The sequence below is a fragment of the Caulobacter segnis genome (assembly GCF_019931575.1).
In the GTDB taxonomy this organism is placed as follows: Bacteria; Pseudomonadota; Alphaproteobacteria; order Caulobacterales; family Caulobacteraceae; genus Caulobacter; species Caulobacter segnis_C.
The window spans coordinates 4,299,277-4,320,999 of sequence record NZ_CP082923.1 but is presented as its reverse complement, the minus strand read 5'-3'; the positions used below and the strand labels follow the sequence as shown (position 1 = coordinate 4,320,999).

Here is a 21,723-nt window from a genome sequence, read left to right as displayed (position 1 = left end):
GCCCCCCAACACACACAAAGCGTCGAAACCCGCTCCCATCATGACGGTCCGAGCGCTGGGGCCAAACTTTTTTCGAACATGAACGAACTCTGTCAGTCGGGTCGCCGACACCGTTCAGCTTGCCCCTGCCATGGTGCGTCTCACGGGGCCGAAACGGCCTCGGACACATTCCAAGGGACGAAGGAGTTCTCTCATGTTCGGCAAGAAGACCAAGACCATCACCCTGACCATCGGCGCCGCCGCGGCGGCTCTGAGCATGGCCGCCGCCGCCCCGCAAGCCAGCGCCGGCGTCGTCGGCTGCAAGGCCTCGGGCAGCAAGCAGGAAGTCGGCGCCGTCCTGGGCGGCCTGCTGGGCGGCCTGGCCGGCAACAAGATCGCCGGCAAGGGCGATCGCGGCACGGGCACGGCCATCGGCGCCGTGGTCGGCGCGGGCGCCGGCTCGGCGGTCGGCTGCAAGATGCAGAAGAGCGAGGCGGCCAAGGAGGTCGGCGGCATCTACAAGTCGGGCGGCTACCGCTACGCCCAGACCGTCCACGCCGAGCCGCTGGTCAAGATGGACCACAAGTACGTCACCCGCTCGACCGTGAACCTGCGCGCCGCCTCTTCGACCCGCGCCGAGCGTCTGGGCGCGGTGTCCTCGGGGACGACCTTCCAGGCCCTGGGCCGCACCGGTGACGGCCAGTGGATCCTGGTCGGCCAGGACGGCGTCGGCGTGGGCTACGTCTCCAGCGCCTATGTCTACCGCGCGTAACAAGGTTTGAGTTTCGGGACGCGTCCCATCCGTCCCTCAGGCCGCGTTTCGAAGAGAGCCCGTCCGGTCCCAGACCGGGCGGGCTTTTTCGCGTTCGATTTTTGTTTGGCGCGTGGCGGGCGCCGAAACCGGCGTCCACTTTCGGCTGCCACGCGCTAGGCCAGCGCGCTGACCCCGCCCAGCCAGGTCTGCCAGACCACTACCAGCGCCCAGTGCAGCAGAACCGCCGGCCACAGCGAGCCGGTCTTCCACCGGGTGATCGCGCAACCCAGGCCCAGCACCGCGCAGCACAGCAGGAAGTCGGGCCGCAGGAAGACGGGGGCGGCGGCGGGCAGGAAGGTCAGGGCCTCGATCACGTGCCACAGCGTGTAGAGCGTCGTCGACACCGCTATCGCCAGCCAGGGCCGGCGGCTCTCGCCGGGACCGGGTGTCATGATTCCCCGGAACGGGATCTCCTCGCCCAGGGCCGGGACGAACAGCACGGTCAGCAGCCGCAGGGCAAGGCCGGGCTGGGTCGGGGTCAGATGGTAGAGGCCCGTGGCGAACCCGATGACGGCCATGGTCGCCAGGGTGACGGCCGAGACGGCCAGGCAGAGCAGCCACCCCCGCGGCGAGGGCAGGGTGCGAAGGCTGGCGAGGAGGCGGCGGAAGATCGGGACGCTCCACGAAATCCCTCTCTCTTGGAGAGAGGGCGGGGCCCGCCGCGAAGCGGTGGGAGGGTGAGAGGTTACAGCCTCGCCGAGCAAAGCACAGCCAGGATGTCGTCCGCCGTTCCACCCGGATCGGCCAGGACCCTCTCGTTGCGAAATCTCACGACGACATAGCCGTACAGCTCCAGCGTCTGGGTGCGGCGCTCGTCATGGTCCTCGCGATCGTCATGAACGGCGCCGTCCAGTTCCACGATCACCTTGGCGGCCTCGCAGACGAAGTCCGCGATGTAGCGGTCTATGGGACGTTGCCGAAGAAACCTGAAGCCGCCCAGGCGGCGGTTGCGAACGAGGTTCCAGAGAACCTTTTCCGCGTGCGTCTGGTCCCGTCGCAAGCGGCGAGCGTTGGCGATCTTGTCCATGGCGGGAGCATGGGCTTGGCTGTTGGAGGCGCTCAACAGAAGGAATCTGGGTTTTTCGGTAGGGGTGAAACCTCTCACCCTCCCACCGCCTTCGGCGGCGGGCCCCTCCCTCTCTCTCGGAGAGAGGGATTCTTTACGTCCGCCAGCGCAGCGTCTGGTCGCGCACCGGGTTCACGAACGGCCGGCCCTCCCGTCGGCTGGCGTTCCATTCGCGTTTGCACTGGTGGTACCAGCGGGCCTGCTGGTCGGCGTCGCCGACCCACATCAGGGGCGGGTTGCACTGCAGGCCGGGGGTCTGGCAGTCGACGATCTTGCCGTCCTGGCGCAGGAAGGCGCGGGCCGCGATCCGGATGATCGGATAGAAGGCCGTGAAGGCCCAGTGGTCCGACCACATGATCTGGTTCATGCGGGTCTTGTGGGCGTTGATCGGGGTCATGGCCGACAGGGCCAGCACCTGCTTGTCGCCCACCGTCACATGCTCCCAGCGCAGGCCGGGCAGGCGGAAGGTGATCTCGGTCAGCGGCTCGCCGCCCAGGATGGCGTAGGCCTTGGAGTTCTTGGACGGCTCGTGCCGCACCATGGTGAAGCCGGCCTCCGACGGCGCGAAGCGCTTCTTCTTCTCGTGCTGGCTGGCCTTGGTCCGCCACCACCATTGCTGATGCACATAGGGGCCGTGGGCGGGGTCGATCAGGCCCAGCACCGCGTGGTCGATATGGATGTCGTAGTCCAGGTGGTCGATCAGCTTGGGCTTGCCGCCCACCACGCCGGGGATGGCCGGCGGCGGCTCCGGCGGTTCGCCGTCGAAGCGCGGGTCCGAGCTCATCCAGATCCAGACCAGGCCCTGGCTCTCCACCGTCGGATAGCGGCGCACGCGGACCTTGGAGATGTCGAAGTCGCTGTCGCCGGTCAGGGACGGGATCGACTTGCACGCCCCGTCCGGGCCGAAGCGCCAGCCGTGATAGGGGCACTCGATGCTGTCGGTCCCGTCGGCCTCGCGATGGACGCGGCCGGACGACAGGGCGGCGGCGCGGTGGGGGCAGATGTCGCGGATGGCGTAGGCCTGGCCGCCGCGGGTGCGGCCCAGCAGGACCGGCTCGCCCAGGTACTCGCGCTTCTCGGCCTTGCCCGGTTTGATCTCGGGCGACAGGCAGGCGACGTACCAGGCGTCCCAGACGAAGCCCTCGCCGAACTTCTCGGGAAGCTTGCCGGGTTTGGCCTTCAGCAGCGGAGCGTCGTCGGCGGGCATGGGGCTTCTGGCGGCTTTGAGTGAACGCGGAGCTAGAGGCGCGTGTCACACCTGCCCAGAACGCGTGACGCGCGCTCGTACAGACGGAATGCGACACCCGTTCACGCGCTCGAAAAAGCGACAGCCAAAGTTGTGGGCGGATTTCGCCGCCAAGTCCCCCGACCGTGTTCCCCCGAACACGTCCCTATCCGGATGAAGACGTCACCGCGACGCGGCGGTCTCCACCAGACGCTGATAGAAGCGCACCATTCTCTCGACATTGTCCAGGCTGATGTGCTCGTCGGTGCCGTGGATGATCTTGGTCTCGTCGACCTTCAGCACCAGCGGCTGGAAGCGATAGACGTCGCTGGCCACCCCGCCCATGTAGCGGCTGTCAGTGCCGGCCGTGACCAGGCCCGGCACGACCGGCGCCTGGCTCTCGTCGGCGGCCAGGCCCGCCAGGGTCTTCCAGGCCTCCGAGCTGGTTGAGGACACGGCCGAGGGCTCGTCGGGCGTCTTGGCCCAGGACAGCTGGACCGGCAGCTGGCCGACCGCGTCCTTGGCGCGCGCCATCACGCTGGTCGAGGTGTCGCCGGGCGCGATGCGGTAGTTGATCCAGGCCGTGGCGTCCTGCGGCAGGACGTTCTCCTTGGGCGAGCCCTTGATCATGGTCGGGGCGATCGTGGTGTGCAGCATCGCGGCCCCGGCCGGGGACTTGGCGGTGACCTTCACCAAGAGCGGCGAGAACAGCCAGGTGTTGGCCGCGAAGATCTTGACCACCGGCGAGGCGTGCGGGGCGATGGCCTTCAGCATGTCGGCGCCGGGGCCCTGGAACTTCATCGGGAACGGGTGGTCGTTGATCGCCACCACGGCGCGCGACAGGGCGACCACGCCGCCGCCGTCCTTGGGCGGGGCCGACGAGTGGCCGCCGACCGCCGGGGCCGAGACCTTCATCGTCGCATAGCCCTTCTCGGCCGTGCCGATGATGGCGGCGGGCTGGCCGGTGACCGGGTGGTCGGCGACCACGGCCATGCCCTCGTCCAGCACGAACTGGGCCTTGATGTTACGCGACTTCAGCAGGGCGGCGGCGGCGCGGGCCCCGACGCCGCGCACCTCCTCGTCGTGGCCGCTGACCACGATCACCGTCCGTACGGGCTTGAAGCCGCCGGCGGCCACCGCGTCCAGGGCCTCGAACAGCGTGACCAGCGAGCCCTTGTCGTCGATCGAGCCTCGGCCCCACACCGCCCCGTCAGCCACGACGCCGTCGAACGGCGGATGGGTCCACTGGCCCTCGCTGCCCGGCGTCACCGGCACCACGTCCTGGTGGGCCATCAGCACGATCGGGGGCAGGGCGGGGTTGCTGCCGGCCCAGGTGTAGACCAGGGTGTGGTCGGCGATCACCTCGCGGGTCATGGCCTTGTGGGCGTTCGGATAGGTCGCCTGCAGCCAGGCGTGCAGCTTGTCCCACTCGGCCGGCTGGTCCTCGGCCCGGTCCTGGTGGCTGACGGTCTGGAAGCGGACGGCCTGCGCCAGGTGATCGGCGACCTTGGCGACGTCCAGCGGACGGGCGGGGGCGAGCTTCACCGAGGACGCGTCGACCTGGGCCGGCGGCTTGAACATCGCCGTGCGCGCGGCGACCACCGCCGTCACCGCCAGCACCAGCCCCACGGCCGTCAGCGCGACCTTTCCCCCGACACCCATCACCGTCTCCCCGAACTTTTCTGGCCCAAAGCGTTCTGGCCGAACATTTGTTGGGACGGACTGTGCGGTGGGGCGAGGCGGCTGGCAATCGGTTCGGCGACGGAAAAATCAGGCCGGCTTGCCGCAGCGCGCGAGGAAGGCGACGACCTCCGGGGTGTTCAGGTGAGCCCCGGGTTTGCTGGGCGGCATGGTGCGCGCGATCGCGGGGCGAAGGATTGTGGCGCAATATCCCTCGGGGACGGCGGACAGCTTCGGGAAGCGTCCGGCGTCGTCCTGGGTATGGCAGGCGCCGCATTGGTCCGGGACGTCGGCCTCGGGCTCCATGTCCTGGTTCAGCCACCACGACGCGGCGACGAGCGGCGAATAGCGGTCGGGCGAGAAGGCCGACAGCGATCCCATCAGGACGCCGCCCAGATTGGCCTTGGGATGGATGACGAACGGGTTTTCGCCCGCGTGGCATTCGGTGCAGACGCCGCCGTCGCCGCCTTCGAGTTCCGCGCCGCCGGCCTGGTACTTCCCTTCGGGATTGACCGCGAGGTTCGCCACGCCGATCGGGATCAGCGTTCCGGACGGGAAGGGAAAGCCCGAGCCGCTCATCTGATTGTCCCAGAAGCAGGTCTTGCCGGTGGTCTTTCCGAGGCAGATGACGCCGTCCAGCGCGACGGTCGCCTTGCTGTCGTCCTCGTAGCGCGGCAGCGCGAAGCAGAGCCCGGTGTCGGTTTCGTAGCTGCGCAGCTCGGCCGGCGTGCCGACGATGAATTGCGCGGCCTGCGGAATGAAGCCCTGGGTCTTCCAGCCGGCGCGGCCGTTGGGGTCGAGCTGGCCGATCGGCGGTGGGATCGGCACGCCGGCCGCGCTGCATTCGTCGATGTAAGCCTGGCCGGAATTGACCGTGCCCGGCCCTCCCGGAGAGGCCGCCGGCGCATTGTCCAGCCTCAGCGCCAGGTCAGGGTTCAACTTGAAGGGCTTGACCTTCATGAAGGCCGTGGTCGGCTTGCCGGACGCCGCGGCGCCGAGCAGGTAGTCCAGCGCTCGCAGCTTGCCGAGCGTGCTCGGGTCGACCTTCCCCGCCGGCGCCGAGGCGGCGAACCAGGTCAGGGCGCGTTGCTGGGCGACCAACTGGTCGGACTTCTGCAGCTTCAGCCCCTTGGTGAGCTCGCCCTCGAAGCTCTTCAGCGCGTCGCGCCGTCCGGCGACCGCCGCCGTCAGCAGCTTCTTGCGATAGTAGGCCTGGGCCTTGGCGATGAACTCGGGCGTCATCTCGATCTGCCGGCCCTGGGCGTCGAAGAAGCCGCCATGCCCGATATAGGCGATGGGCTCCGGGGCGTTTGTCTGGGCGTGGGACGAGACGACGAAGCCCGTCGCCAGGGCGATCGCGGCGAACGCGATCAGCAGGTTGGCCAGCGTGTTGAGGGTTCTCATGGCGAGCTCGCGCTGAAGGGGCGGGGAACGCGGCACGAAGGGGCGCCAGGCGCCAAGCACTGAAACTCGTTATGCGGGAACATTCCCATAGTGCTGTGCGAGGTTGTTATTGTCCAGCTTCGACGGTTGAGTGTCGAAGTTATCCACAGGGCGGCGCTCAATCCCCGTACTTTTCGCGGTCCGATCCAATGAATTCAGAGGCTTGTGGGAAAACGCGCGTTTCCTGTCCCCGCCGCCTGGCGCGGTCGCATGCTTGGGGCATGACCCAAACCTCCACACACACCCAGTCTTCCACACAGACCTGGTGCGAGCGTCTGCAGGGCAAGCTGATGGCGGCGATCGACGCGGCCTGGGACGCCATCGCCGCCACCGACGATCCCGCCGTCATCCGCAAGGCCCGCGACAAGGCCAGGGCCTGCGGCGAGCTGGCCGCCATGGCTCGCAAGGTCGCGGCCCTGACGCCTCGGCCGAGGCCGGTCAGGCCGTCGGCGGGGTTCCCGCCGCCGGCCTTCGAGCCGCCAATCCTCGAGCCCGAGGAGGCCGAGCGGCCCCTTCGCAAGCTGGATCGGCTGAAGGGCGGCGGACGCGGGCGATTGTGAGGCGCTAGCGGGCCGTGAGCACGCGTCGCGGGGCCGACAGGACGCCGAACTCGCGCCCCAGGCGGATCAGCCGCTCGGCCAGGCCGTCGATCTGTTCGTCGGAATGGGCCGCCGAGATGGCGCAGCGCAGCAGGCTCTCGCCCGAGGGGGTGGCCGGCGGCAGGCCGACATTGACGTAGTAACCGGCGTCCAGCAGGGCGCGCCACATCGCCAGGGTCGTGGCCTCGGCGTCGAGGCAGACCGCCACGATCGGGCTGGGCGTCGGGCCCAGCTGGAAGCCGGCGTCGTCCAGGGCGGCGTACAGGCGATGGACGTTGCGCCACAGCCGCTCGCGCAGTTCCGGCCGCTCGGCCACCGCCTTGAGGGCCGTCCGCACCGAGGCCGCCGTCGCCGGCGGCAGCGAGGCGGTGAACATGTAGGGCCGGCAGGCCAGGCGCAGCAGGTCGAACCGCGCGTGGTTGGAGACGCAATAGCCGCCGACCGCGCCCAGGCTCTTGGAGAAGGTACCGACGATGAAGTCGACCTGGTCCAGCACGCCCTCCTGCTCGGCCAGGCCCGCGCCGCGCGCGCCCAGCACGCCCATCGAGTGGGCCTCGTCCACCAGCAGGTAGGCGCCGTGGCGGCGGCAGACCTCGACGATCGCCTTCAGCGGGGCCATGTCGCCCAGCATCGAATAGATGCCCTCGACCACCACCAGCTTGTCGCCAGGCTCGTCGGCCAGCCGCCGCAGGCGCGCGTCCAGGTTGGCGGGGTCGTTGTGCTTGAAGCGGATCGCGCTGGCCTGGGTCTGCTTGCAGGCGTCGTAGATCGAGGCGTGGCTGTCGGCGTCCAGCAGCAGGAAGTCGCCAGCCCCGACCAGCGACGAGATCACCCCCAGATTGGCCTGGTAGCCCGTCGAAAAGGTCATGGCGTGGCGCATGCCGTGGAAGGCGGCCAACTCCTGCTCCAGCGCGACATGGTCGGCGAACGAGCCGTTGGCGATCCGCGAGCCGCAGGTGCCGGTGCCCTCGCGCCGCACCGCCGCGACCGCCGCCTCGATGCAGGCCTCGTCGAAGGCCAGGCCCAGATAGTTGTGGGTGCCGACGGTGACGGTGCGGCGGCCGTTGATGATCGCCTCGCTCGCCGACAGCAGCCGGTCCATGACCACGCCGGTGGGCATCTGGCCCGAGGCTTGGGCGGCTTCGTAGCGAGCCGCCAGGGCGGAGTGCGAGCTGAACAGACCCAAGGGCGTGCTTTCCAAATTGCGCTAAAGCGGGATCGCGGCTACCGCCACGCTTTAATTTGGAATAAAGTCTAAAAATAGATCGTGCAATGAAATTGGAATTGAATCCATCTTTGACCGGATCGCTTCGCGAGCGCGGCAAGGCGCGGCGCTACGCCGAGATCGTCGCCGCGGCCGCGGGCCTGTGGCGCGAGCATGGGTTCGAGAACGTCTCGCTGAGCCAGATCGCGGCCGCGGCCCAGGTGGCCCCCCAGACCATCTACAACCTGATCGGCGGCCTGGACGCGGTGGGGCTGGCGGTCATCAACGTGGCGATGGACCGCGTCGAGGCGGCGCTGGCCGACACCGCCGCGACCGGCGTCGCCCTGGCGCTGGAGGCGGCGCGGGTCTCGGCCCAGCTCTATATCGACGACGCGCGCCTCTATCGGCAGGTGCTGGTGCGAATCCCGCGCGTGCTGTTCGACGGCACCCACATCGGGCGCGACGCCGCTGATCCCGCCGTGCGCGCCATGCTGCAGGCCCAGGCGGCGGGCGAGATCGCGCCGGAAGTCGACGCCGACCGGCTGGGGCGGGTGATCTATTCCAACTATCTGGGCGCGATCTACGACTGGGCCTGCGGCGACTCCACCGACGCCGAGTTCTTGGAGACCAGCCAGATCGGCGTCTTGGCCCCGGTGGTCGCCTGCGCCACCGACGCCGCGCGGCCGGCGCTGAGCGCGCGGTTGTTCGCGCTGCTGGGGGCGAAATCCGATGCGCCCTGTCCCCTGACGGCCTAGTCTCCCACCGAAACGGGAGGGGACGATGGACGACGCCAAGGCCAGGCTCGAGAGGGCGTCGCCGATCTGGGTCGTGCTGGCCGTCTGCCTGCTGGCGGCGATGCTGGAGGGGTTCGACATCCAGTCGATGGGCGTGGCCGCGCCGCGCATGGTCCCGGCCCTAGGCCTTTCGCCCGGCCAGGCGGGCTGGGCGTTCAGCGCCAGCCTGATCGGCCTGATGATCGGGGCCTCGGCTGGCGGGGTGGTCGCCGATCGGATCGGGCGGCGGCCGGTGCTGGTCGCCTCGGTCGTCGCGTTCGGCCTCTTCTCGCTGGCCACGCCCCTGGCCGCGAGCTTCGCGGCCCTGATGGCGGCGCGGATACTGACCGGCCTTGGCCTGGGCGGGGCCATGCCGATGCTGATCGCCCTGGCCTCGGAGCAGGCCCCTCCCGCGCGCAAGGCGACCCTGGTGGCGGTGGTCACGGCGGGCCTGCCGCTGGGCGGGGCGGCCGCCGGCTTCCTGGCGCGCTCGCCCTTGGCTGAGGACTGGCGGATGATCTTCGTGGTCGGCGGCGTCGCCCCCCTGCTGGTCGCGCCGCTTCTGTACCGGACCCTGCCGCTGGGCCGGCCCGAGGCGATCGACCGGCAGGGGCGATCGGCCCTGGCGGCCCTGTTCGCGCCCGGTCGCCTGACCATGACCCTCAGCCTGTGGCTGGGCTGCGCCCTGGCGGCCTTGACCCTGCACCTGCTGCTGAACTGGCTGCCGACCCTGCTGGTGGCGCGAGGCCTGCCCAGGAGCGCAGCGTTCGGGGCGGCGGCGCTGTTCAACCTGGGCGGGGCGGCCGGCGGCGTCGCCCTGGGCCTGCTGGCCGACCGGTTCGGGCCGCGCTGGCCGATGATCGGCGCCTTCGCCGGCCTGGCCCTGGCGCTGCTGGGCCTGGCGGGAGCGGGCGACGGCGGCGCGATCGCCGGCCTCGCCTTCGTCGCCGGCTTCCTGCTGATGGGCGGCCAATTCACCCTGTACGGCCTGGCGCCCCGGCTCTATGCCGACGCCGTGCGCGGGACGGGCGTCGGCGCGGCCATCGCCGCCAGCCGCCTGGGCTCGATCTTCGGCCCCTTGGCCGCCGCCCAGCTGATCGGCGGCGGCGCGGCCGGCGGCGCGGTGGTCGGGGCCCTGGTCCCGGTCGCGTTGGCGACCGGGCTGGCGGCGGCGGTGCTGGCGTGGCGGAGGGCACCCTGAGGGCCCCCTACCGCGCCGCGCTCAACTCCTGCACTTCCTCGAACGTCCGCAGGCCCGGGCGCTGGGCGCAGACCAGGACGGCCATGTTCCCCGGCAGGTGCTGGTTGGCCAGCATCTTCTCGTGGGCGGCGGGGATGTCCTTCCAGGGGAAGACCTCCGACAGGCACGGGTCGACGCGGCGGTCGATGACCAGCTGGTTGGCCGCCGAAGCCTGCATCAGGTTGGCGAAGTGGCTGCCCTGCACGCGCTTCTGGCGCATCCACAGGAAGCGGGCGTCCATGGTCAGGTTGAAGCCCGAGGTGCCGGCGCAGATGGCGACCATGCCGCCGCGCTTGACCACGAACACCGAGACCGGGAAGGTCGACTCGCCCGGGTGCTCGAAGACGAGATCCACGTCGCGGTTGCCGGTGATCTGCCAGATCGCCTTACCGAACTTGCGGCTTTCCTTCATGTAGTCGTTGAACTCGGGGCCGTTGACCTTGGGCAGCTGGCCCCAGCAGTTGAACTCCTTGCGGTTCAGCACGGCCTTGGCGCCCATCGACAGCACGAACTCGCGCTTGTCGTCGTCGCTGACCACGCCGATGGCGTTGGCCCCGGCCACGGCGGCCAGCTGCACGGCGAAGACGCCCAGCCCGCCCGACGCGCCCCAGACCAGGACGTTCTGGCCGGGCTTCAGCTCATGCGGCTTGTGGCCGAACAGCATGCGGTAGGCGGTGGCCAGGGTCAGGGTGTAGCAGGCGGCCTCTTCCCAGGTCAGATGCTTGGGGCGCGGCAACAGCTGGCGCGATTGCACCCGGCAGAACTGGGCGAAGCTGCCGTCGGGCGTCTCATAGCCCCAGATCCGCTGGCTGGACGAGAACATCGGGTCGCCGCCGTTGCACTCCTCGTCGTCGCCGTCGTCCTGATTGCAGTGGATGACGACCTCGTCGCCCAGCTTCCACCGCTTCACCTTGGACCCGACCTTCCAGACGATGCCCGAGGCGTCGGATCCGGCTATGTGATAGGGCTGCTTGTGGCCGTCCAGCGGGCTGATCGGCTCGCCCAGGGCGGCCCAGACGCCGTTGTAGTTGACCCCGGCGGCCATCACGAGCACGAGCACCTCGTCCTCGCCGATCTCCCAGGTCGGGACCACCTCGACCTGCATGGCGGTCGACGGCTTGCCGTGGCGCTCCTTTCGGATGCTCCAGGCGTACATGTTTTTCGGCACGTGGAAGGCCGGCGGGATCTCTCCGATCTCGTAGAGGTCCTTCAGCTCGGTCTTTGCAAGCGTCTGCGTTGTCATCTCACTCCCCGTTCCTTCTGCGCTGCAACAACGCGTGAAGGCCAAACTCGGCTGCGCCCGCCCTCGGGTGAAGCGGTGAATTCGCCTCCCTTGGGGTCGTTTTTTGGCTTCCAGGCGCAAAAATCCGCCCGGAAGATCGTTAGGCTGAGACAGATGTTTGAAACTGGCAAGCGGAATCTTGTGCGTCGCAACATGAAGCGGCGCGGCGCCGTGACGTAAGGTTGCGGACCGGCCCGGCGCGGGCCAGTTTGGCGCCGCCATGATCCATCTGTCGCATCCCGAACCTTCGATCGCCCTCGTCGAAATGGACGCCGCCCCGGCCAATGTCCTGGCCATGGCCCAGCGGGCCCGACTGCTGGAGGCCTTCGCCGCGATCGAGGCCGACTGGGCCGTCCGGGTCGTGGTCCTTACAGGGCGCAACGGCGCGTTCTGCACCGGCGACGACCTGGCCGAGTCGCTGTCGCGCGATGTCGAGACGCAGACGGCGGCGATCCTGCACTTCCTCGCCATGTGCGACACCATCGCCGCCGCTCGTGTGCCGGTGATCGCGGCGGTGGACGGCTGGTGCATCGGCGGCGGGCTGGAGCTGGCTTTGGCCTGCGACATCCGCCTGGCCAGCACCCGCGCCAGCTTCGCCTGCTCGGCGGTGCGGATGGGCCTGACCGCCTCGGCCGGCCGCCTGACGAGGCTGATCGGCGAAAGCCGCGCCAAGCCCCACCTCCTGACCGGCGCCCCCTTCGACGCCGCCCGGGCCCTGGCGGACGGGGTGGTGGCCGAGGTCCATCCGGCCGAGGGCCTGCTGGACGCGGCGCTGGGGATGGCGAGGGTCATCGCCTCCCGCGCCCCGCTGGCGGTGGCGGCGACCAAGCGCGTGGCCTCGGGGGCGTCGACGACGGCGGCCGAGATCCCCGCCCTGGCCGCCTCAGCCGATCACGCCGAGGCCCGCGCGGCGTTCATGGCCAAGCGGCCGGCGGTGTTCGAAGGCAAGTGATCCTTCTCCCCTTGCGGGAGAAGGTGTCAGCGAAGCTGACGGATGAGGGGTTTCTCAGCGTCGCCGCGCGACCCCTCACCCGACCCACTTCGTGGGCCACCCTCTCCCGCAAGGGGAGAGGGAATTCGCACCCGCGAAACGGATATTGCATCGCAGCAAATCCCGGATCATGATCGGCGATAATCAAGGCCGACAGAGCCGCCCCGGGAGCGACCATGACCGACAAGCCGTACCAGCATGCGCCCGATCCGCCGTGGATCTTCCGCACCTATGCCGGGCACTCGACGGCGGAGAAGTCCAACGCGCTCTACCGGGCCAATCTGGCGCGGGGCCAGACCGGCCTGTCGGTGGCCTTCGACCTGCCCACCCAGACTGGCTACGACCCCGACCACATCCTGGCGCGCGGCGAGGTCGGCAAGGTCGGGGTGCCGATCAGCCATCTGGGCGACATGCGCGCCCTCTTCAGCGAGATCCCGCTGGAGAAGATGAACACCTCCATGACCATCAACGCCCCGGCCGCCTGGCTGCTGGCGATGTATGTGGCCCTGGCCGACGAGCAGGGGGCCGACCGGGCCTTGCTGCAGGGCACCACCCAGAACGACCTGATCAAGGAATACCTGTCCCGGGGGACCTACATCTTCCCGCCCGCGCCCAGCCTGCGGCTGATCGGCGACATGATCGCCTGGTGCTATCGCGAGGTTCCCAAGTGGAACCCGATGAACGTCTGCAGCTACCACCTGCAGGAGGCCGGGGCGACGCCCGAGCAGGAGCTGGCCTTCGCCCTGGCCACGGCGATCTCGGTGCTGGACACGGTCAAGGCCGGCGGCCAGGTGCCCGACGAGGACTTCGAGATCGTCGCCTCGCGGATCAGCTTCTTCGTCAACGCCGGGGTGCGGTTCGTCACCGAGCTGTGTAAGATGCGCAGCTTCACCAAGCTGTGGGACCAGATCCTGCTGGAGCGCTACGGCGTCCAGGACAAGAAGGCCCGGCGGTTCCGCTACGGGGTGCAGGTCAACAGCCTGGGCCTGACCGAGCCGCAGCCCGAGAACAACGTCTACCGCATCCTGATCGAGGCCCTGGCCGTCACGCTGAGCAAGGACGCCCGCTGCCGGGCGTTGCAGCTGCCGGCCTGGAACGAGGCCCTGGGCCTGCCGCGTCCGTGGGACCAGCAGTGGTCGCTGCGGCTGCAACAGGTTCTCGCGTATGAGACCGACCTGCTGGAATACGAGGACCTGTTCGACGGCAGCCACGTGGTCGAGGCCAAGGTCGCCGAGCTGTCCCAGGGGGCGCTGGCGCAGCTGGCCCTGATCGACGAGATGGGCGGGGCCTCGAACGCCATCGACTACATGAAGTCCGAGCTGGTCAGCTCCAACGCCAAGCGGGTGCGCTCGGTCGAGACCGGCGAGATGACCGTGGTCGGCGTCAACCGCTGGACCGACAGCGAGGCTTCCCCGCTGACCGCGACCGGGGCGGCCGGCGAGAGTTCGATCGAGACGGTGGATCCGCGCCTGGAGGCCGACGTCGTCGCCCGCATCAAGGCGTGGCGCGAGGCGCGCGATCCCGCCGCCGTCGAGGCCGCCCTGGCCGCCCTGAAGGCCGCCGCCCGCGACGGCGGCAACGTCATGGAGCCCTCGATCGCCGCCGCCAAGGCCGGCGTCACCACCGGCGAGTGGGCAGGGGCCCTGCGCGAGGTGTTCGGCGAATATCGCGGCCCGACCGGCGTCGCCGTCGTCGTCTCCACCGGCGAGGCCGAGGATGTCGAGGCCGTGAAGCGCGAGGTCGAGCGGGTCTCGCGCGTGCTGGGCCGCACCCTGACCTACCTGGTCGGCAAGCCGGGCCTGGACGGCCACTCCAACGGCGCCGAGCAGATCGCCACTCGCGCCCGCGCCTGCGGCATGGAGGTCGTCTATGACGGCATCCGCTCGACGCCCGAGGAGATCGTCCGCCGCGCCAAGGAGAGCCGCGCCCACGTGGTCGGCCTCTCCATCCTGTCCGGCTCGCACCTGGATCTGGTGCAGGAGGTGATCCGCGTGATGCGCGCCGAGGGCCTGGGCCACATCCCCGTCGTCGCCGGCGGCATCATCCCCGAGGCCGACGCCCTGATCCTGAAACAGATGGGCGTGGCGCGGATCTACACGCCCAAGGACTTCAAGATCACGGAGATCATGGGCGACGTGGTCAAGCTGGTGGAGGCGACGGCGCTGGAGCGGGCTTGAGGCCCGCGCGTGCTCAGGCGATCGCGGCGCGGGTCGCGATCCAGTCGCGCACCGCGAAGAGAAAGTCGTTGTGAGTCAGGCGGCTCGGATCAAGTCGACGCGGGGCGAGCAGGGCGCCGATCTCGGCCTGGAACAGGCGATAGTCATCCTGCATGGCGCCGGCGCCGGGAAGCGGCGCGGCGTTGTGCGGGCGATGTTCCGACAGCCAGTTGCGCACGCAGGCGATGGCCCGATCCGGCTCGTTGTTGTGAGACTCGATGTCCTGGCCGCTGATGTCGGACAGGGCCGCGTCATAGCGGTGGGGCCGCGCGTCGAGGATCAGGGCCCGTTTCCGTCGATGACGCGGCTCGCCAAGCAGTCGCGCGCCCAGGTGAAGGCCCAGCTCCATGGGCATGTTGAAGCGCGGCAAGCCGCCGGCGTCGACCTCGACGCGCGAAAGATCGTGGATGCCCCAGTCGCACGCGCCGATCAGGGCGGCGATCTTGCCGACCCGGACCTCGGCGCCATCCGTGGCGTCGAGCGCGCAGCGTGGGAAGTAGCCGGACGCGATGATGGTGAAGACCATAGCGCGCAGGAGCGGCTTGAACCCTTCGTCAAAGGGACAGTTGATGAAGACGGACTTGGCGGGCGTGATCCTAGACCTTGCCGGGGTCGCCACGCAGCTTCTCTGAATTGATCTTCAGGCCATCCCGAATGGCTTCGGCGATCTTGGAGCGCTTGCCGATCATCGGCGCGATCTTGATGCCGCGATACACGACCACGCGCTCGGTCGGCGCCGAGCGCCGCGGGGAGTCCATCTTCTTTACGGGCGTCGCCATGATCAAAATATGCGGCCTCGCGAAGAGACTGACAAGAGCCGCGAGGGCCGACGCGCGCTCGATCGCGGCCTAGCGTCGCCCCAGCCGCCAGGCCGCCCCAAAGCCCACCACGGCCAGGGGCAGGAAGGCGCCGAACAGCACCAGGCCGTGCGTCGCGGCCAGGGTCGGGTCGATGCCGTGGCTGAAGCCCAGGACGTTGGCCAGGGCCCCGGCGCCGGCCGCGCCGACGGCGCCGCCGATCAGCTGCGCGGTAGGCACGGCCGAGGAGGCCATGGCCTGCTCGTCGGCCGGGGCGCCGCCGATGGCGCGGCGGGCGACGAAGGCGTGGGCCAGGCCAAAGCCCGCGCCCAGGACGGCGAAGGCGGCGGCGGTCTCGACCAGGGTCCCGCGCGCCGTGGCCCAGGCCGCCAGGCCCGCGCCCAGCAGGATCACCCCCGCGCCCAGGCGGACCAGCCTGCCGTCCTTCTCGGCGGGGGTGTGGCCGAAGACCATGGCGCACAGGGTCCAGCCGGCGGCGATGGCCCCGACCACATAGCCGGCGGTCAGCGGCGAGGCGTGGTGGCGGGCCTGGATGAAGGCGGGGCCGTAGACCGTGAAGCCGATCACCGCCGCCTCGGTGGCGAAGATGGTCAGGAGGCCCAGGCCCGTGGCGGTGCGCAGGTCGGCGGCTGTCCGGGGCAGCAGGCGGTCGAGGGTGCGGGCGTTGACGGCCAGCATGGCGGCCATGCTGGCCACGCCGCCGGCCGCCAGCAGCGCGGCCCAGGTCGGCGAGGCGACGACGCCGGCTCCGCCGATCAGGCTGACCCCGACGACCAGGAGGACGAGCTGCAGGGTCGGGATGCGGCCGCGCCCCTTGTCGCTCTTGTCGGCCGGCAGCATGACCAGCACCGCGCCCACGAAGATCACGGCCTGGACCACGAACAGCCAGAACGCCCCGCGCCAGAAGCCGGCGGCGGCGAAGAGGCCGCCCAGGAGCGGGCCCAGCAGGGTCGCCGCGCCCCACACCCCGGCTACCGCGCCATAGACGCGCGGCCACAGGCGCTCGGGGAAGAGGGCTGTGATGGCCACGTAGCACAGGGCGACCACGGCCCCGGCCCCCAGGCCCTGGATCAGCCGGCCCAGGACGAAGGTGACGAACTCGGGCGCCAGGGCGCTCATCGCGCAGCCGATCGCGTAGGTCAGGCCGGTCAGGGCGGTGGCCGTGCGCAGCCCGAGATTCATCGACAGCTTGCCCGAGCAGGCCCCGGCGACGATCGAGCCGGTCAGGTAGGCCGCCACCGACCAGCCGAAATACTGGTAGCCGCCGATCTCGCGCGCGACGCTGGGCATGATGGTGGCCGTCACCAGGGTGTCGGCGGCGTTCAGCCAGACGCCCAGGCACAGCAGGGCGAAGCGCGGCGCCAGGGCCTTGTCGATCTTCAAGCGTGCGCCGGCCATCCCGTCCCTCCCGATGCCTCCATCTAGAGGCGACCGGCCGGCAAGTGAACCCGCGCGGCGATGCTTCGTTGGTCGAGGGTGACCCGCTTCTCACCCCAGATCCTGGCCCTGGCCCAGCTGTGGGCCGTCCTGATGGATCTGGCCCTGGCCGGGATGCTGGCGTTCATGCTGGTCGATCGGATCGCTCCGCCGCAGGACCCGCCGTGGAAGCCGTTCTCGCTGGCCCAGCCGATCGGCCTGGCCACGGCGGGCAAGCTGGCCAGGATCACCGCCGATCCGGCCGCCTGCCGGGCGGCCCTGCGCGAGGGCGGCGTGGACGTCGTCGACCAGCCCGTGCGCGACCAGGGCTTCTGCTCGACCCGCGACACCCTGCGGGCCCAGGGACGGCTGTCGCCCCGTGCGCCGGTCGTGAGCTGTCCGCTGGCCCTGGGCTACGCGCTTTGGGAACGGCAGGTCGTCCAGCCGGCGGCGCGCGAGATCCTCGACGCCCGGGTCACGCGGATCGACCACTTCGGGACCTATGCCTGCCGTACGCTGTACGGACGCCCCGGCGAGCGGCCCAGCGAGCACGCCCGCGCCAACGCCCTGGACGTCGCCGGTTTTCGCCTGGATGACGGGCGGCGGGTGACGGTGTTGAAGGACTTCGCCAACGACGCGGCCGAGGGGCGCTTCGTCCGCGCGACTCGCGACGGCGCCTGCCGGGTGTTCGGCGCGACGTTAAGCCCCGACTACAACGCCGCGCACCGCGACCACCTGCATCTGGACATGGGACGCTGGACGCGGTGCGGCTGACGCCGGGGCCTCACAGCGTCCGCGCCAGCGCCGCCAGCTGGTCGGCGACGACGCCCCAGCCTTCGTGGAAGCCCATCTGTTCGTGGGCGGCCTTGTCCTCGGCGCTCCAGTGGCGGGCCACGGCGCGGTAGCGGGTCTGGCCGTCGCCCAGGTCCTCGAAGGTGACGATGGCGACCATGAAGGGCTTTTCCGAGGGCTTCCAGGTCTCGGTGAAGGCGTCGGTGAAGACGATCTTCCTGTTCGGGATCACCTCCAGATAGACGCCCGGCTGCGGCATGACCTCGCCGTTCGGGCCGTTCATTTCCAGATAGGTGTTGCCGCCGGTGCGCACGTCCATGCGGACGTTCGAGACCGTCCACGGCTTGGGGCAGAACCACTGGGGCATCAGCTCGGGCGTGGTCCAGCAGCGGTAGAGCTTGTCGGCCGGGACGTCGATGATCCGTTCCAGGACCAGTTCGCGATCGGCAGGGAAGTCGGCGGTGTCGAGAGGCATCGGGCGTCTCCTTGTCGGGGTGAACTCTCGCCCCAAGGACGGCGGCGATCCACCGCCGCCGACACGGGCCCTGAACTTTTTTCATCCTCCCCCCAAAGCGGGTGAGGATCTTTCCCTGCCTTGACCTCGTGAGTTCCGCGTCCCACTGTGACGTAAATTCAAACAATCGTTTAGGGAGCGCGCCATGGGCCTCTTCGACCTCTCGGGCAAGGTGGCGATCATCACCGGGTCCTCGCGCGGGATCGGCAAGGCGATCGCCGAGCGGATGGCCGAGCACGGGGCCAAGGTGGTGATCTCGTCGCGCAAGCTGGAGCCCTGCGAGGCGGTCGCGGACGCGCTGAACGCCAGGCACGGGGCGGGGACGGCCATCGCGGTCCCGGCCAACATCGCCTCCAAGGACGACCTGCAGAACCTGGTCGACGAGACCCGCAAGGCGTTCGGCCGCGTCGACATCTGCGTCTGCAACGCCGCCAGCAATCCCTATTACGGCCCGCTGGCCGGGATCAGCGACGACCAGTTCCGCAAGATCCTGGACAACAACATCATCAGCAATCACTGGCTGATCGGCATGGTCGCGCCCGAGATGCGGGCGCGCAAGGACGGGGCGGTGATCATCGTCTCGTCGATCGGCGGCCTGCGCGGCAACGCCATCATCGGGGCCTACAACATCTCCAAGGCCGCCGACTTCCAGCTGGCCCGCAACCTGGCCCACGAGTTCGGCCCCGACAACGTGCGGGTCAACTGCATCGCGCCGGGCCTGATCAAGACCGACTTCGCCAAGGCCCTGTGGGACAATCCCGAGACCCTGGAGCGCTCGACCAAGGGCGTGCCGCTGCGCCGGATCGGCGAGCCCGACGAGATCGCCGGCGCGGCCGTCTACCTGGCCAGCCAGGCCGGCAGCTTCATGACCGGCCAGGCCCTGGTCGTGGACGGCGGGGCGACGATCTAGGGCGCCACAGCAAAGAACCTCGCCCAAAGCACGGCCAATAGATACCCAAACCGCGCAGCGATTGGCGGTAAGCTTAACTGGTCCTACATCAATCCTCACGAAGGCTGCCTCGCGACTATCCAGGATACGGATTTGCGGCGCCTTCTGATTCCCGTCTTGATGATCGGAACCCTCGCGGCCGGCGCCGCCTGGGGGCGGACGAGCGCGTCCCCATCCGGCGCGCCGCCGTCCGGCGCGCCTCCGTCCGTGGCGTCCTCGACCGTCTCGCCCCTGGGGCAGAAGCTGGAGCAGTTGAGCCGGGAGATCGGCGCGCACGAGGCGCGCGAGGCGCCGCGCGACAACGAGGACATCGAGCGGGCCGGCAAGCGGGCCCTGCACGAGCGCGGCCAGGCCCGGCTCTATGGCCTGTGGCGGGTGCTGTACGCCTACAAGAGCAACCAGATCCCCGAGCGCTTCGACGCCTGGGCGCGGCTGGCCGGCGAGGCGGCGCGGCGCGGCCACGACCCGGCCCTGGCGACCCTGGTCGAGCTGGAGACCCTGGCCTATCGCCACGAGACGCGCGGCTACCGCGCCTTCACGGACGCCGACTGGACCCGGTTCATGACCCGGTCAGGACCGGACATCCGGGCGATGGCCGGGATCGAGCGGGTGCGGCACCTGGGGCAGGTGGGCCGCTGGGCCCAGGCCGCGCGCCTGGCCGCCGACCTGACCAGCGACCTGGAGCGGCGCGGCCGCCTGTCCCAGCCGCTGCTGGCCGAGCTGCACCAGGTGCACAGCTACACGCTGTCGGACATCGGCGACAAGGAAGGAGCCCTTGAGCACATGGCCCAGGCCGCGCGGCTGGACGAGCGCGACGCCTTCCACATCCGCCGGATCGAGCGGCTCTACGACATCGCCTACACCGCCGCCGAGCTGGGCGAGCTGGACGCGGCCGAGCGCTTCGCCGGCCTGCACCACAAGATGGTCTTGGCCTATGGCGACCGGAACCTGCTGACCTGGGACCGCTTCCTGTGCGCCCGGATCGCGGCCCGCCGCGAGGCGCCCGCGCGGGTGCTGGCCTGCCTGGAGCCGGCCGCGGCCGCCCTGGCTAGTCCCGACCGTCGCCTGCAGGTGCTGATGCTGGGCCAGCGCGCCCTGGCCAAGGCCCAGCTGGGCCGCGCCGCCGAGGCCCGCGAGGACCTGCGCCGGCTGCGCGCCGCCCCGGTGGCCCTGGCCCCGCGCGACCCGCACGCCGAGGCCCTGATCGAGGCCTATATCGACCAGGCCGAGGGGCGCGGCGCCGAGGCCTTCCGCCAACTGGACGCCTGGCGGCGCATCGACGGCGCCGAGGAGGACCGCGCCCACTCGCGCAGCGTCACCGAGATGTCCTCGGCCCTGGACAGCGAGCTGCGGGCCAAGCGCGACGAGAGCCGCCGCCTGACCGAGGAGGTGCGGCTGTCGCGCAGCCTGGCGCGGGCCTCGGTGGTTATCGCCCTGCTGCTGGCCGTGCTGGTCGCCGGCGGGGTGGCCTGGGCCGTGCACCAGCGCCGCGCCTCGCGCCGCTTCAAGGACGCCCAGGAGCACGCCGAGGCGGCCAACAAGGCCAAGTCGGCCTTCCTGGCGGTGATGAGCCACGAGCTGCGCACACCGCTGAACGGCATGTTGGGCGTGGGCCAGGCCCTGCGCGGCGGCGAGCTGACCGCCGAACAGAAAGAACAGATCGACCTGATCATGGACAGCGGCGACACGCTGCTGGTCCTGCTGAACGACATCCTGGACCTCTCCAAGATCGAGGCCGGCAAGCTGGAGATCGCGCCGACCGTCGGCGACATCGTCCAGACCTGCGCGCGGCTGGTCGGCGGCTACCAGCCCACCGCCCTGGAGAAGGGGGTGGGCCTGACCTTCAAGCTGGAGAGCCAGGCCCCGGGGCCGCTGATGTTCGACGGGGTGCGGGTGCGCCAGTGCCTGACGAACCTGGTCTCCAACGCCCTGAAGTTCACCACCCACGGCAAGGTCGAGGTGGCCCTGGCCTGCTATCCGGAGGATGATGGCCGGATCCGTATCCGCCTGCGGGTGGCCGACACCGGCATCGGCATGAACGCGGCCACGGTCGCCAAGCTGTTCCGCCCCTTCACCCAGGCCGACGCCTCGACCACCCGCAACTTCGGCGGCACGGGCCTGGGCCTCAACATCACCCGACGCCTGGTCGAGATGATGCGCGGCGAGATCCGCGTCGAGAGCGAGGAAGGCCTGGGCTCGGTCTTCACCATCGAGATGCTGGTCGACCCGGCCGAGCCGTCCGAGCTGCCGGTCCGCGAGATCGAGGCCGGGGACGAGGACACGGGCTTCGTCGCCCTGCAGGGCCGCCGGGTGCTGGTGGTCGACGACCATCCGGTCAACCGCCGGGTCATCCGCCTGTTCCTCGAACCGTTCGAGTGCGACCTGGTCGAGGCCGAGAACGGCCAGCAGGCCCTGGACGTGCTGGACGGCCAGCCGATCGACATCGTGCTGATGGACGTCAACATGCCGGTGATGGACGGGCTGGAGGCCACCCGCCGCCTGCGCCAGGACCCGCGTTTCTCCCGCCTGCCAGTGGTGGCCCTGACCGCCGACGTGATGTCGGCCCAGATCAAGACCTGCCTCGACGCCGGCTGCGACGCCCACGTCGCCAAGCCGATCGACCTGCGCAACCTGCTGTCGGCCATGGACCGGTGTCTGGCCCGGACGACCGCGCGGGAAGTGATGGCGGGGCTGGGGGCGCTTTAATTTTCCTTCTCCCCTT

General features: G+C 70.1%; 20 protein-coding genes. 9 read left to right on the top strand and 11 right to left on the bottom strand.

From position 1 onward, the window contains the following. Positions 1-193: 193 nt before the first annotated feature. The gene (locus K8940_RS19825) at positions 194-751 is read left to right on the top strand and encodes an SH3 domain-containing protein (RefSeq protein WP_223391772.1); all 558 of its coding nucleotides are present in this window, start codon (positions 194-196) and stop codon (positions 749-751) included. A 155-nt stretch (positions 752-906) separates the two neighbouring features. Here the strand turns inward: K8940_RS19825 and K8940_RS19820 are convergent, their stop codons facing one another. The 5 genes from K8940_RS19820 to K8940_RS19800 form a co-directional block, all read right to left on the bottom strand. Beyond that, positions 907-1,422 carry a type II CAAX prenyl endopeptidase Rce1 family protein gene (locus tag K8940_RS19820; protein WP_223395913.1) on the bottom strand — a complete coding sequence of 172 codons (516 nt, stop codon included), beginning with the start codon at positions 1,420-1,422 and terminating at the stop codon, positions 907-909. Between the two features lie 56 nt (positions 1,423-1,478). Next, positions 1,479-1,820, bottom strand: coding sequence for a DUF559 domain-containing protein (locus K8940_RS19815; protein WP_223395912.1), 342 nt, complete (start codon positions 1,818-1,820; stop codon positions 1,479-1,481). A 133-nt stretch (positions 1,821-1,953) separates the two neighbouring features. After that, positions 1,954-3,066, bottom strand: coding sequence for an aromatic ring-hydroxylating oxygenase subunit alpha (locus tag K8940_RS19810; protein ID WP_223391771.1), 1,113 nt, complete (start codon positions 3,064-3,066; stop codon positions 1,954-1,956). A gap of 201 nt (positions 3,067-3,267) precedes the next feature. Further along, the gene (locus K8940_RS19805; protein WP_223391770.1) at positions 3,268-4,746 is read right to left on the bottom strand and encodes a M20 family peptidase; all 1,479 of its coding nucleotides are present in this window, start codon (positions 4,744-4,746) and stop codon (positions 3,268-3,270) included. Positions 4,747-4,854: 108 nt separating this feature from the next. Next, on the bottom strand, positions 4,855-6,168 hold the full coding sequence (locus K8940_RS19800) for a hypothetical protein (RefSeq protein ID WP_223391769.1): 1,314 nt from the start codon (positions 6,166-6,168) through the stop codon (positions 4,855-4,857). A 260-nt stretch (positions 6,169-6,428) separates the two neighbouring features. Here K8940_RS19800 and K8940_RS19795 point away from each other — a divergent pair, with 260 nt between their 5' ends. Continuing rightward, on the top strand, positions 6,429-6,767 hold the full coding sequence (locus K8940_RS19795; RefSeq protein WP_223391768.1) for a hypothetical protein: 339 nt from the start codon (positions 6,429-6,431) through the stop codon (positions 6,765-6,767). A gap of 4 nt (positions 6,768-6,771) precedes the next feature. Here the strand turns inward: K8940_RS19795 and spt are convergent, their stop codons facing one another. After that, positions 6,772-7,992 carry a serine palmitoyltransferase gene (gene spt, locus K8940_RS19790; RefSeq protein ID WP_411675567.1) on the bottom strand — a complete coding sequence of 407 codons (1,221 nt, stop codon included), beginning with the start codon at positions 7,990-7,992 and terminating at the stop codon, positions 6,772-6,774. Positions 7,993-8,102: 110 nt separating this feature from the next. Between spt and K8940_RS19785 the strand changes: the two genes are divergently transcribed. Together K8940_RS19785 and K8940_RS19780 are read left to right on the top strand one after the other, a co-directional pair. Continuing rightward, a complete protein-coding gene (locus K8940_RS19785) occupies positions 8,103-8,765 on the top strand; it encodes a TetR/AcrR family transcriptional regulator (protein WP_223391767.1) in 663 nt (220 codons plus the stop codon). Between the two features lie 25 nt (positions 8,766-8,790). Continuing rightward, positions 8,791-9,984 carry an MFS transporter gene (locus tag K8940_RS19780; RefSeq protein ID WP_223391766.1) on the top strand — a complete coding sequence of 398 codons (1,194 nt, stop codon included), beginning with the start codon at positions 8,791-8,793 and terminating at the stop codon, positions 9,982-9,984. Between the two features lie 7 nt (positions 9,985-9,991). On the opposite strand, the gene ccrA is transcribed toward K8940_RS19780, so the two are convergent. Next, a complete protein-coding gene (gene ccrA / locus K8940_RS19775; RefSeq protein ID WP_223391765.1) occupies positions 9,992-11,266 on the bottom strand; it encodes a crotonyl-CoA carboxylase/reductase in 1,275 nt (424 codons plus the stop codon). 259 nt (positions 11,267-11,525) lie between these two features. Here ccrA and K8940_RS19770 point away from each other — a divergent pair, with 259 nt between their 5' ends. Together K8940_RS19770 and K8940_RS19765 are read left to right on the top strand one after the other, a co-directional pair. Beyond that, complete coding sequence (locus tag K8940_RS19770) at positions 11,526-12,257, top strand: enoyl-CoA hydratase/isomerase family protein (RefSeq protein ID WP_223391764.1); 732 nt, start codon at positions 11,526-11,528, stop codon at positions 12,255-12,257. A gap of 215 nt (positions 12,258-12,472) precedes the next feature. Next, positions 12,473-14,473, top strand: coding sequence for a protein meaA (locus K8940_RS19765; protein ID WP_223391763.1), 2,001 nt, complete (start codon positions 12,473-12,475; stop codon positions 14,471-14,473). Between the two features lie 13 nt (positions 14,474-14,486). On the opposite strand, the gene K8940_RS19760 is transcribed toward K8940_RS19765, so the two are convergent. The 3 genes from K8940_RS19760 to K8940_RS19750 all read right to left on the bottom strand — a co-directional run bounded on the left by K8940_RS19760 (position 14,487) and on the right by K8940_RS19750 (position 16,728). Then, on the bottom strand, positions 14,487-15,038 hold the full coding sequence (locus K8940_RS19760; protein WP_223391762.1) for a hypothetical protein: 552 nt from the start codon (positions 15,036-15,038) through the stop codon (positions 14,487-14,489). 70 nt (positions 15,039-15,108) lie between these two features. Beyond that, the gene (locus K8940_RS19755; protein ID WP_223391761.1) at positions 15,109-15,270 is read right to left on the bottom strand and encodes a hypothetical protein; all 162 of its coding nucleotides are present in this window, start codon (positions 15,268-15,270) and stop codon (positions 15,109-15,111) included. 90 nt (positions 15,271-15,360) lie between these two features. Continuing rightward, complete coding sequence (locus K8940_RS19750) at positions 15,361-16,728, bottom strand: MFS transporter (RefSeq protein WP_223391760.1); 1,368 nt, start codon at positions 16,726-16,728, stop codon at positions 15,361-15,363. 60 nt (positions 16,729-16,788) lie between these two features. Here K8940_RS19750 and K8940_RS19745 point away from each other — a divergent pair, with 60 nt between their 5' ends. Continuing rightward, entirely contained in the window at positions 16,789-17,520 is a 732-nt protein-coding gene (locus K8940_RS19745; protein ID WP_223391759.1) for an extensin family protein, read from the top strand. A 10-nt stretch (positions 17,521-17,530) separates the two neighbouring features. Here K8940_RS19745 and K8940_RS19740 read toward each other — a convergent pair whose 3' ends face one another. After that, positions 17,531-18,013: an SRPBCC family protein gene (locus K8940_RS19740; protein WP_223391758.1), complete on the bottom strand. Its 483-nt coding sequence runs from the start codon at positions 18,011-18,013 to the stop codon at positions 17,531-17,533. Positions 18,014-18,197: 184 nt separating this feature from the next. Between K8940_RS19740 and K8940_RS19735 the strand changes: the two genes are divergently transcribed. Next, complete coding sequence (locus tag K8940_RS19735) at positions 18,198-18,962, top strand: SDR family oxidoreductase (RefSeq protein ID WP_223391757.1); 765 nt, start codon at positions 18,198-18,200, stop codon at positions 18,960-18,962. A gap of 132 nt (positions 18,963-19,094) precedes the next feature. Next, positions 19,095-21,707, top strand: a complete 2,613-nt coding sequence (locus tag K8940_RS19730; protein ID WP_223391756.1) for a response regulator — start codon at positions 19,095-19,097, stop codon at positions 21,705-21,707. Positions 21,708-21,723 lie beyond the last annotated feature (16 nt).

Excerpts from the sequence above, each read along its gene's own strand:
- K8940_RS19735 (WP_223391757.1), top strand. The coding sequence starts at position 18,198 with ATGGGCCTCTTCGACCTCTCGGGCAAGGTGGCGATCATCACCGGGTCC.
- K8940_RS19780 (WP_223391766.1), top strand. The coding sequence starts at position 8,791 with ATGGACGACGCCAAGGCCAGGCTCGAGAGGGCGTCGCCGATCTGGGTC.
- K8940_RS19765 (WP_223391763.1), top strand. The coding sequence starts at position 12,473 with ATGACCGACAAGCCGTACCAGCATGCGCCCGATCCGCCGTGGATCTTC.
- K8940_RS19825 (WP_223391772.1), top strand. The coding sequence starts at position 194 with ATGTTCGGCAAGAAGACCAAGACCATCACCCTGACCATCGGCGCCGCC.
- ccrA (WP_223391765.1), bottom strand. The coding sequence starts at position 11,266 with ATGACAACGCAGACGCTTGCAAAGACCGAGCTGAAGGACCTCTACGAG.
- K8940_RS19805 (WP_223391770.1), bottom strand. The coding sequence starts at position 4,746 with ATGGGTGTCGGGGGAAAGGTCGCGCTGACGGCCGTGGGGCTGGTGCTG.
- K8940_RS19795 (WP_223391768.1), top strand. The coding sequence starts at position 6,429 with ATGACCCAAACCTCCACACACACCCAGTCTTCCACACAGACCTGGTGC.
- K8940_RS19750 (WP_223391760.1), bottom strand. The coding sequence starts at position 16,728 with ATGGCCGGCGCACGCTTGAAGATCGACAAGGCCCTGGCGCCGCGCTTC.
- K8940_RS19770 (WP_223391764.1), top strand. The coding sequence starts at position 11,526 with ATGATCCATCTGTCGCATCCCGAACCTTCGATCGCCCTCGTCGAAATG.
- K8940_RS19755 (WP_223391761.1), bottom strand. The coding sequence starts at position 15,270 with ATGGACTCCCCGCGGCGCTCGGCGCCGACCGAGCGCGTGGTCGTGTAT.
- K8940_RS19810 (WP_223391771.1), bottom strand. The coding sequence starts at position 3,066 with ATGCCCGCCGACGACGCTCCGCTGCTGAAGGCCAAACCCGGCAAGCTT.
- K8940_RS19815 (WP_223395912.1), bottom strand. The coding sequence starts at position 1,820 with ATGGACAAGATCGCCAACGCTCGCCGCTTGCGACGGGACCAGACGCAC.
- K8940_RS19740 (WP_223391758.1), bottom strand. The coding sequence starts at position 18,013 with ATGCCTCTCGACACCGCCGACTTCCCTGCCGATCGCGAACTGGTCCTG.
- K8940_RS19800 (WP_223391769.1), bottom strand. The coding sequence starts at position 6,168 with ATGAGAACCCTCAACACGCTGGCCAACCTGCTGATCGCGTTCGCCGCG.
- K8940_RS19745 (WP_223391759.1), top strand. The coding sequence starts at position 16,789 with ATGCTTCGTTGGTCGAGGGTGACCCGCTTCTCACCCCAGATCCTGGCC.
- K8940_RS19760 (WP_223391762.1), bottom strand. The coding sequence starts at position 15,038 with ATGGTCTTCACCATCATCGCGTCCGGCTACTTCCCACGCTGCGCGCTC.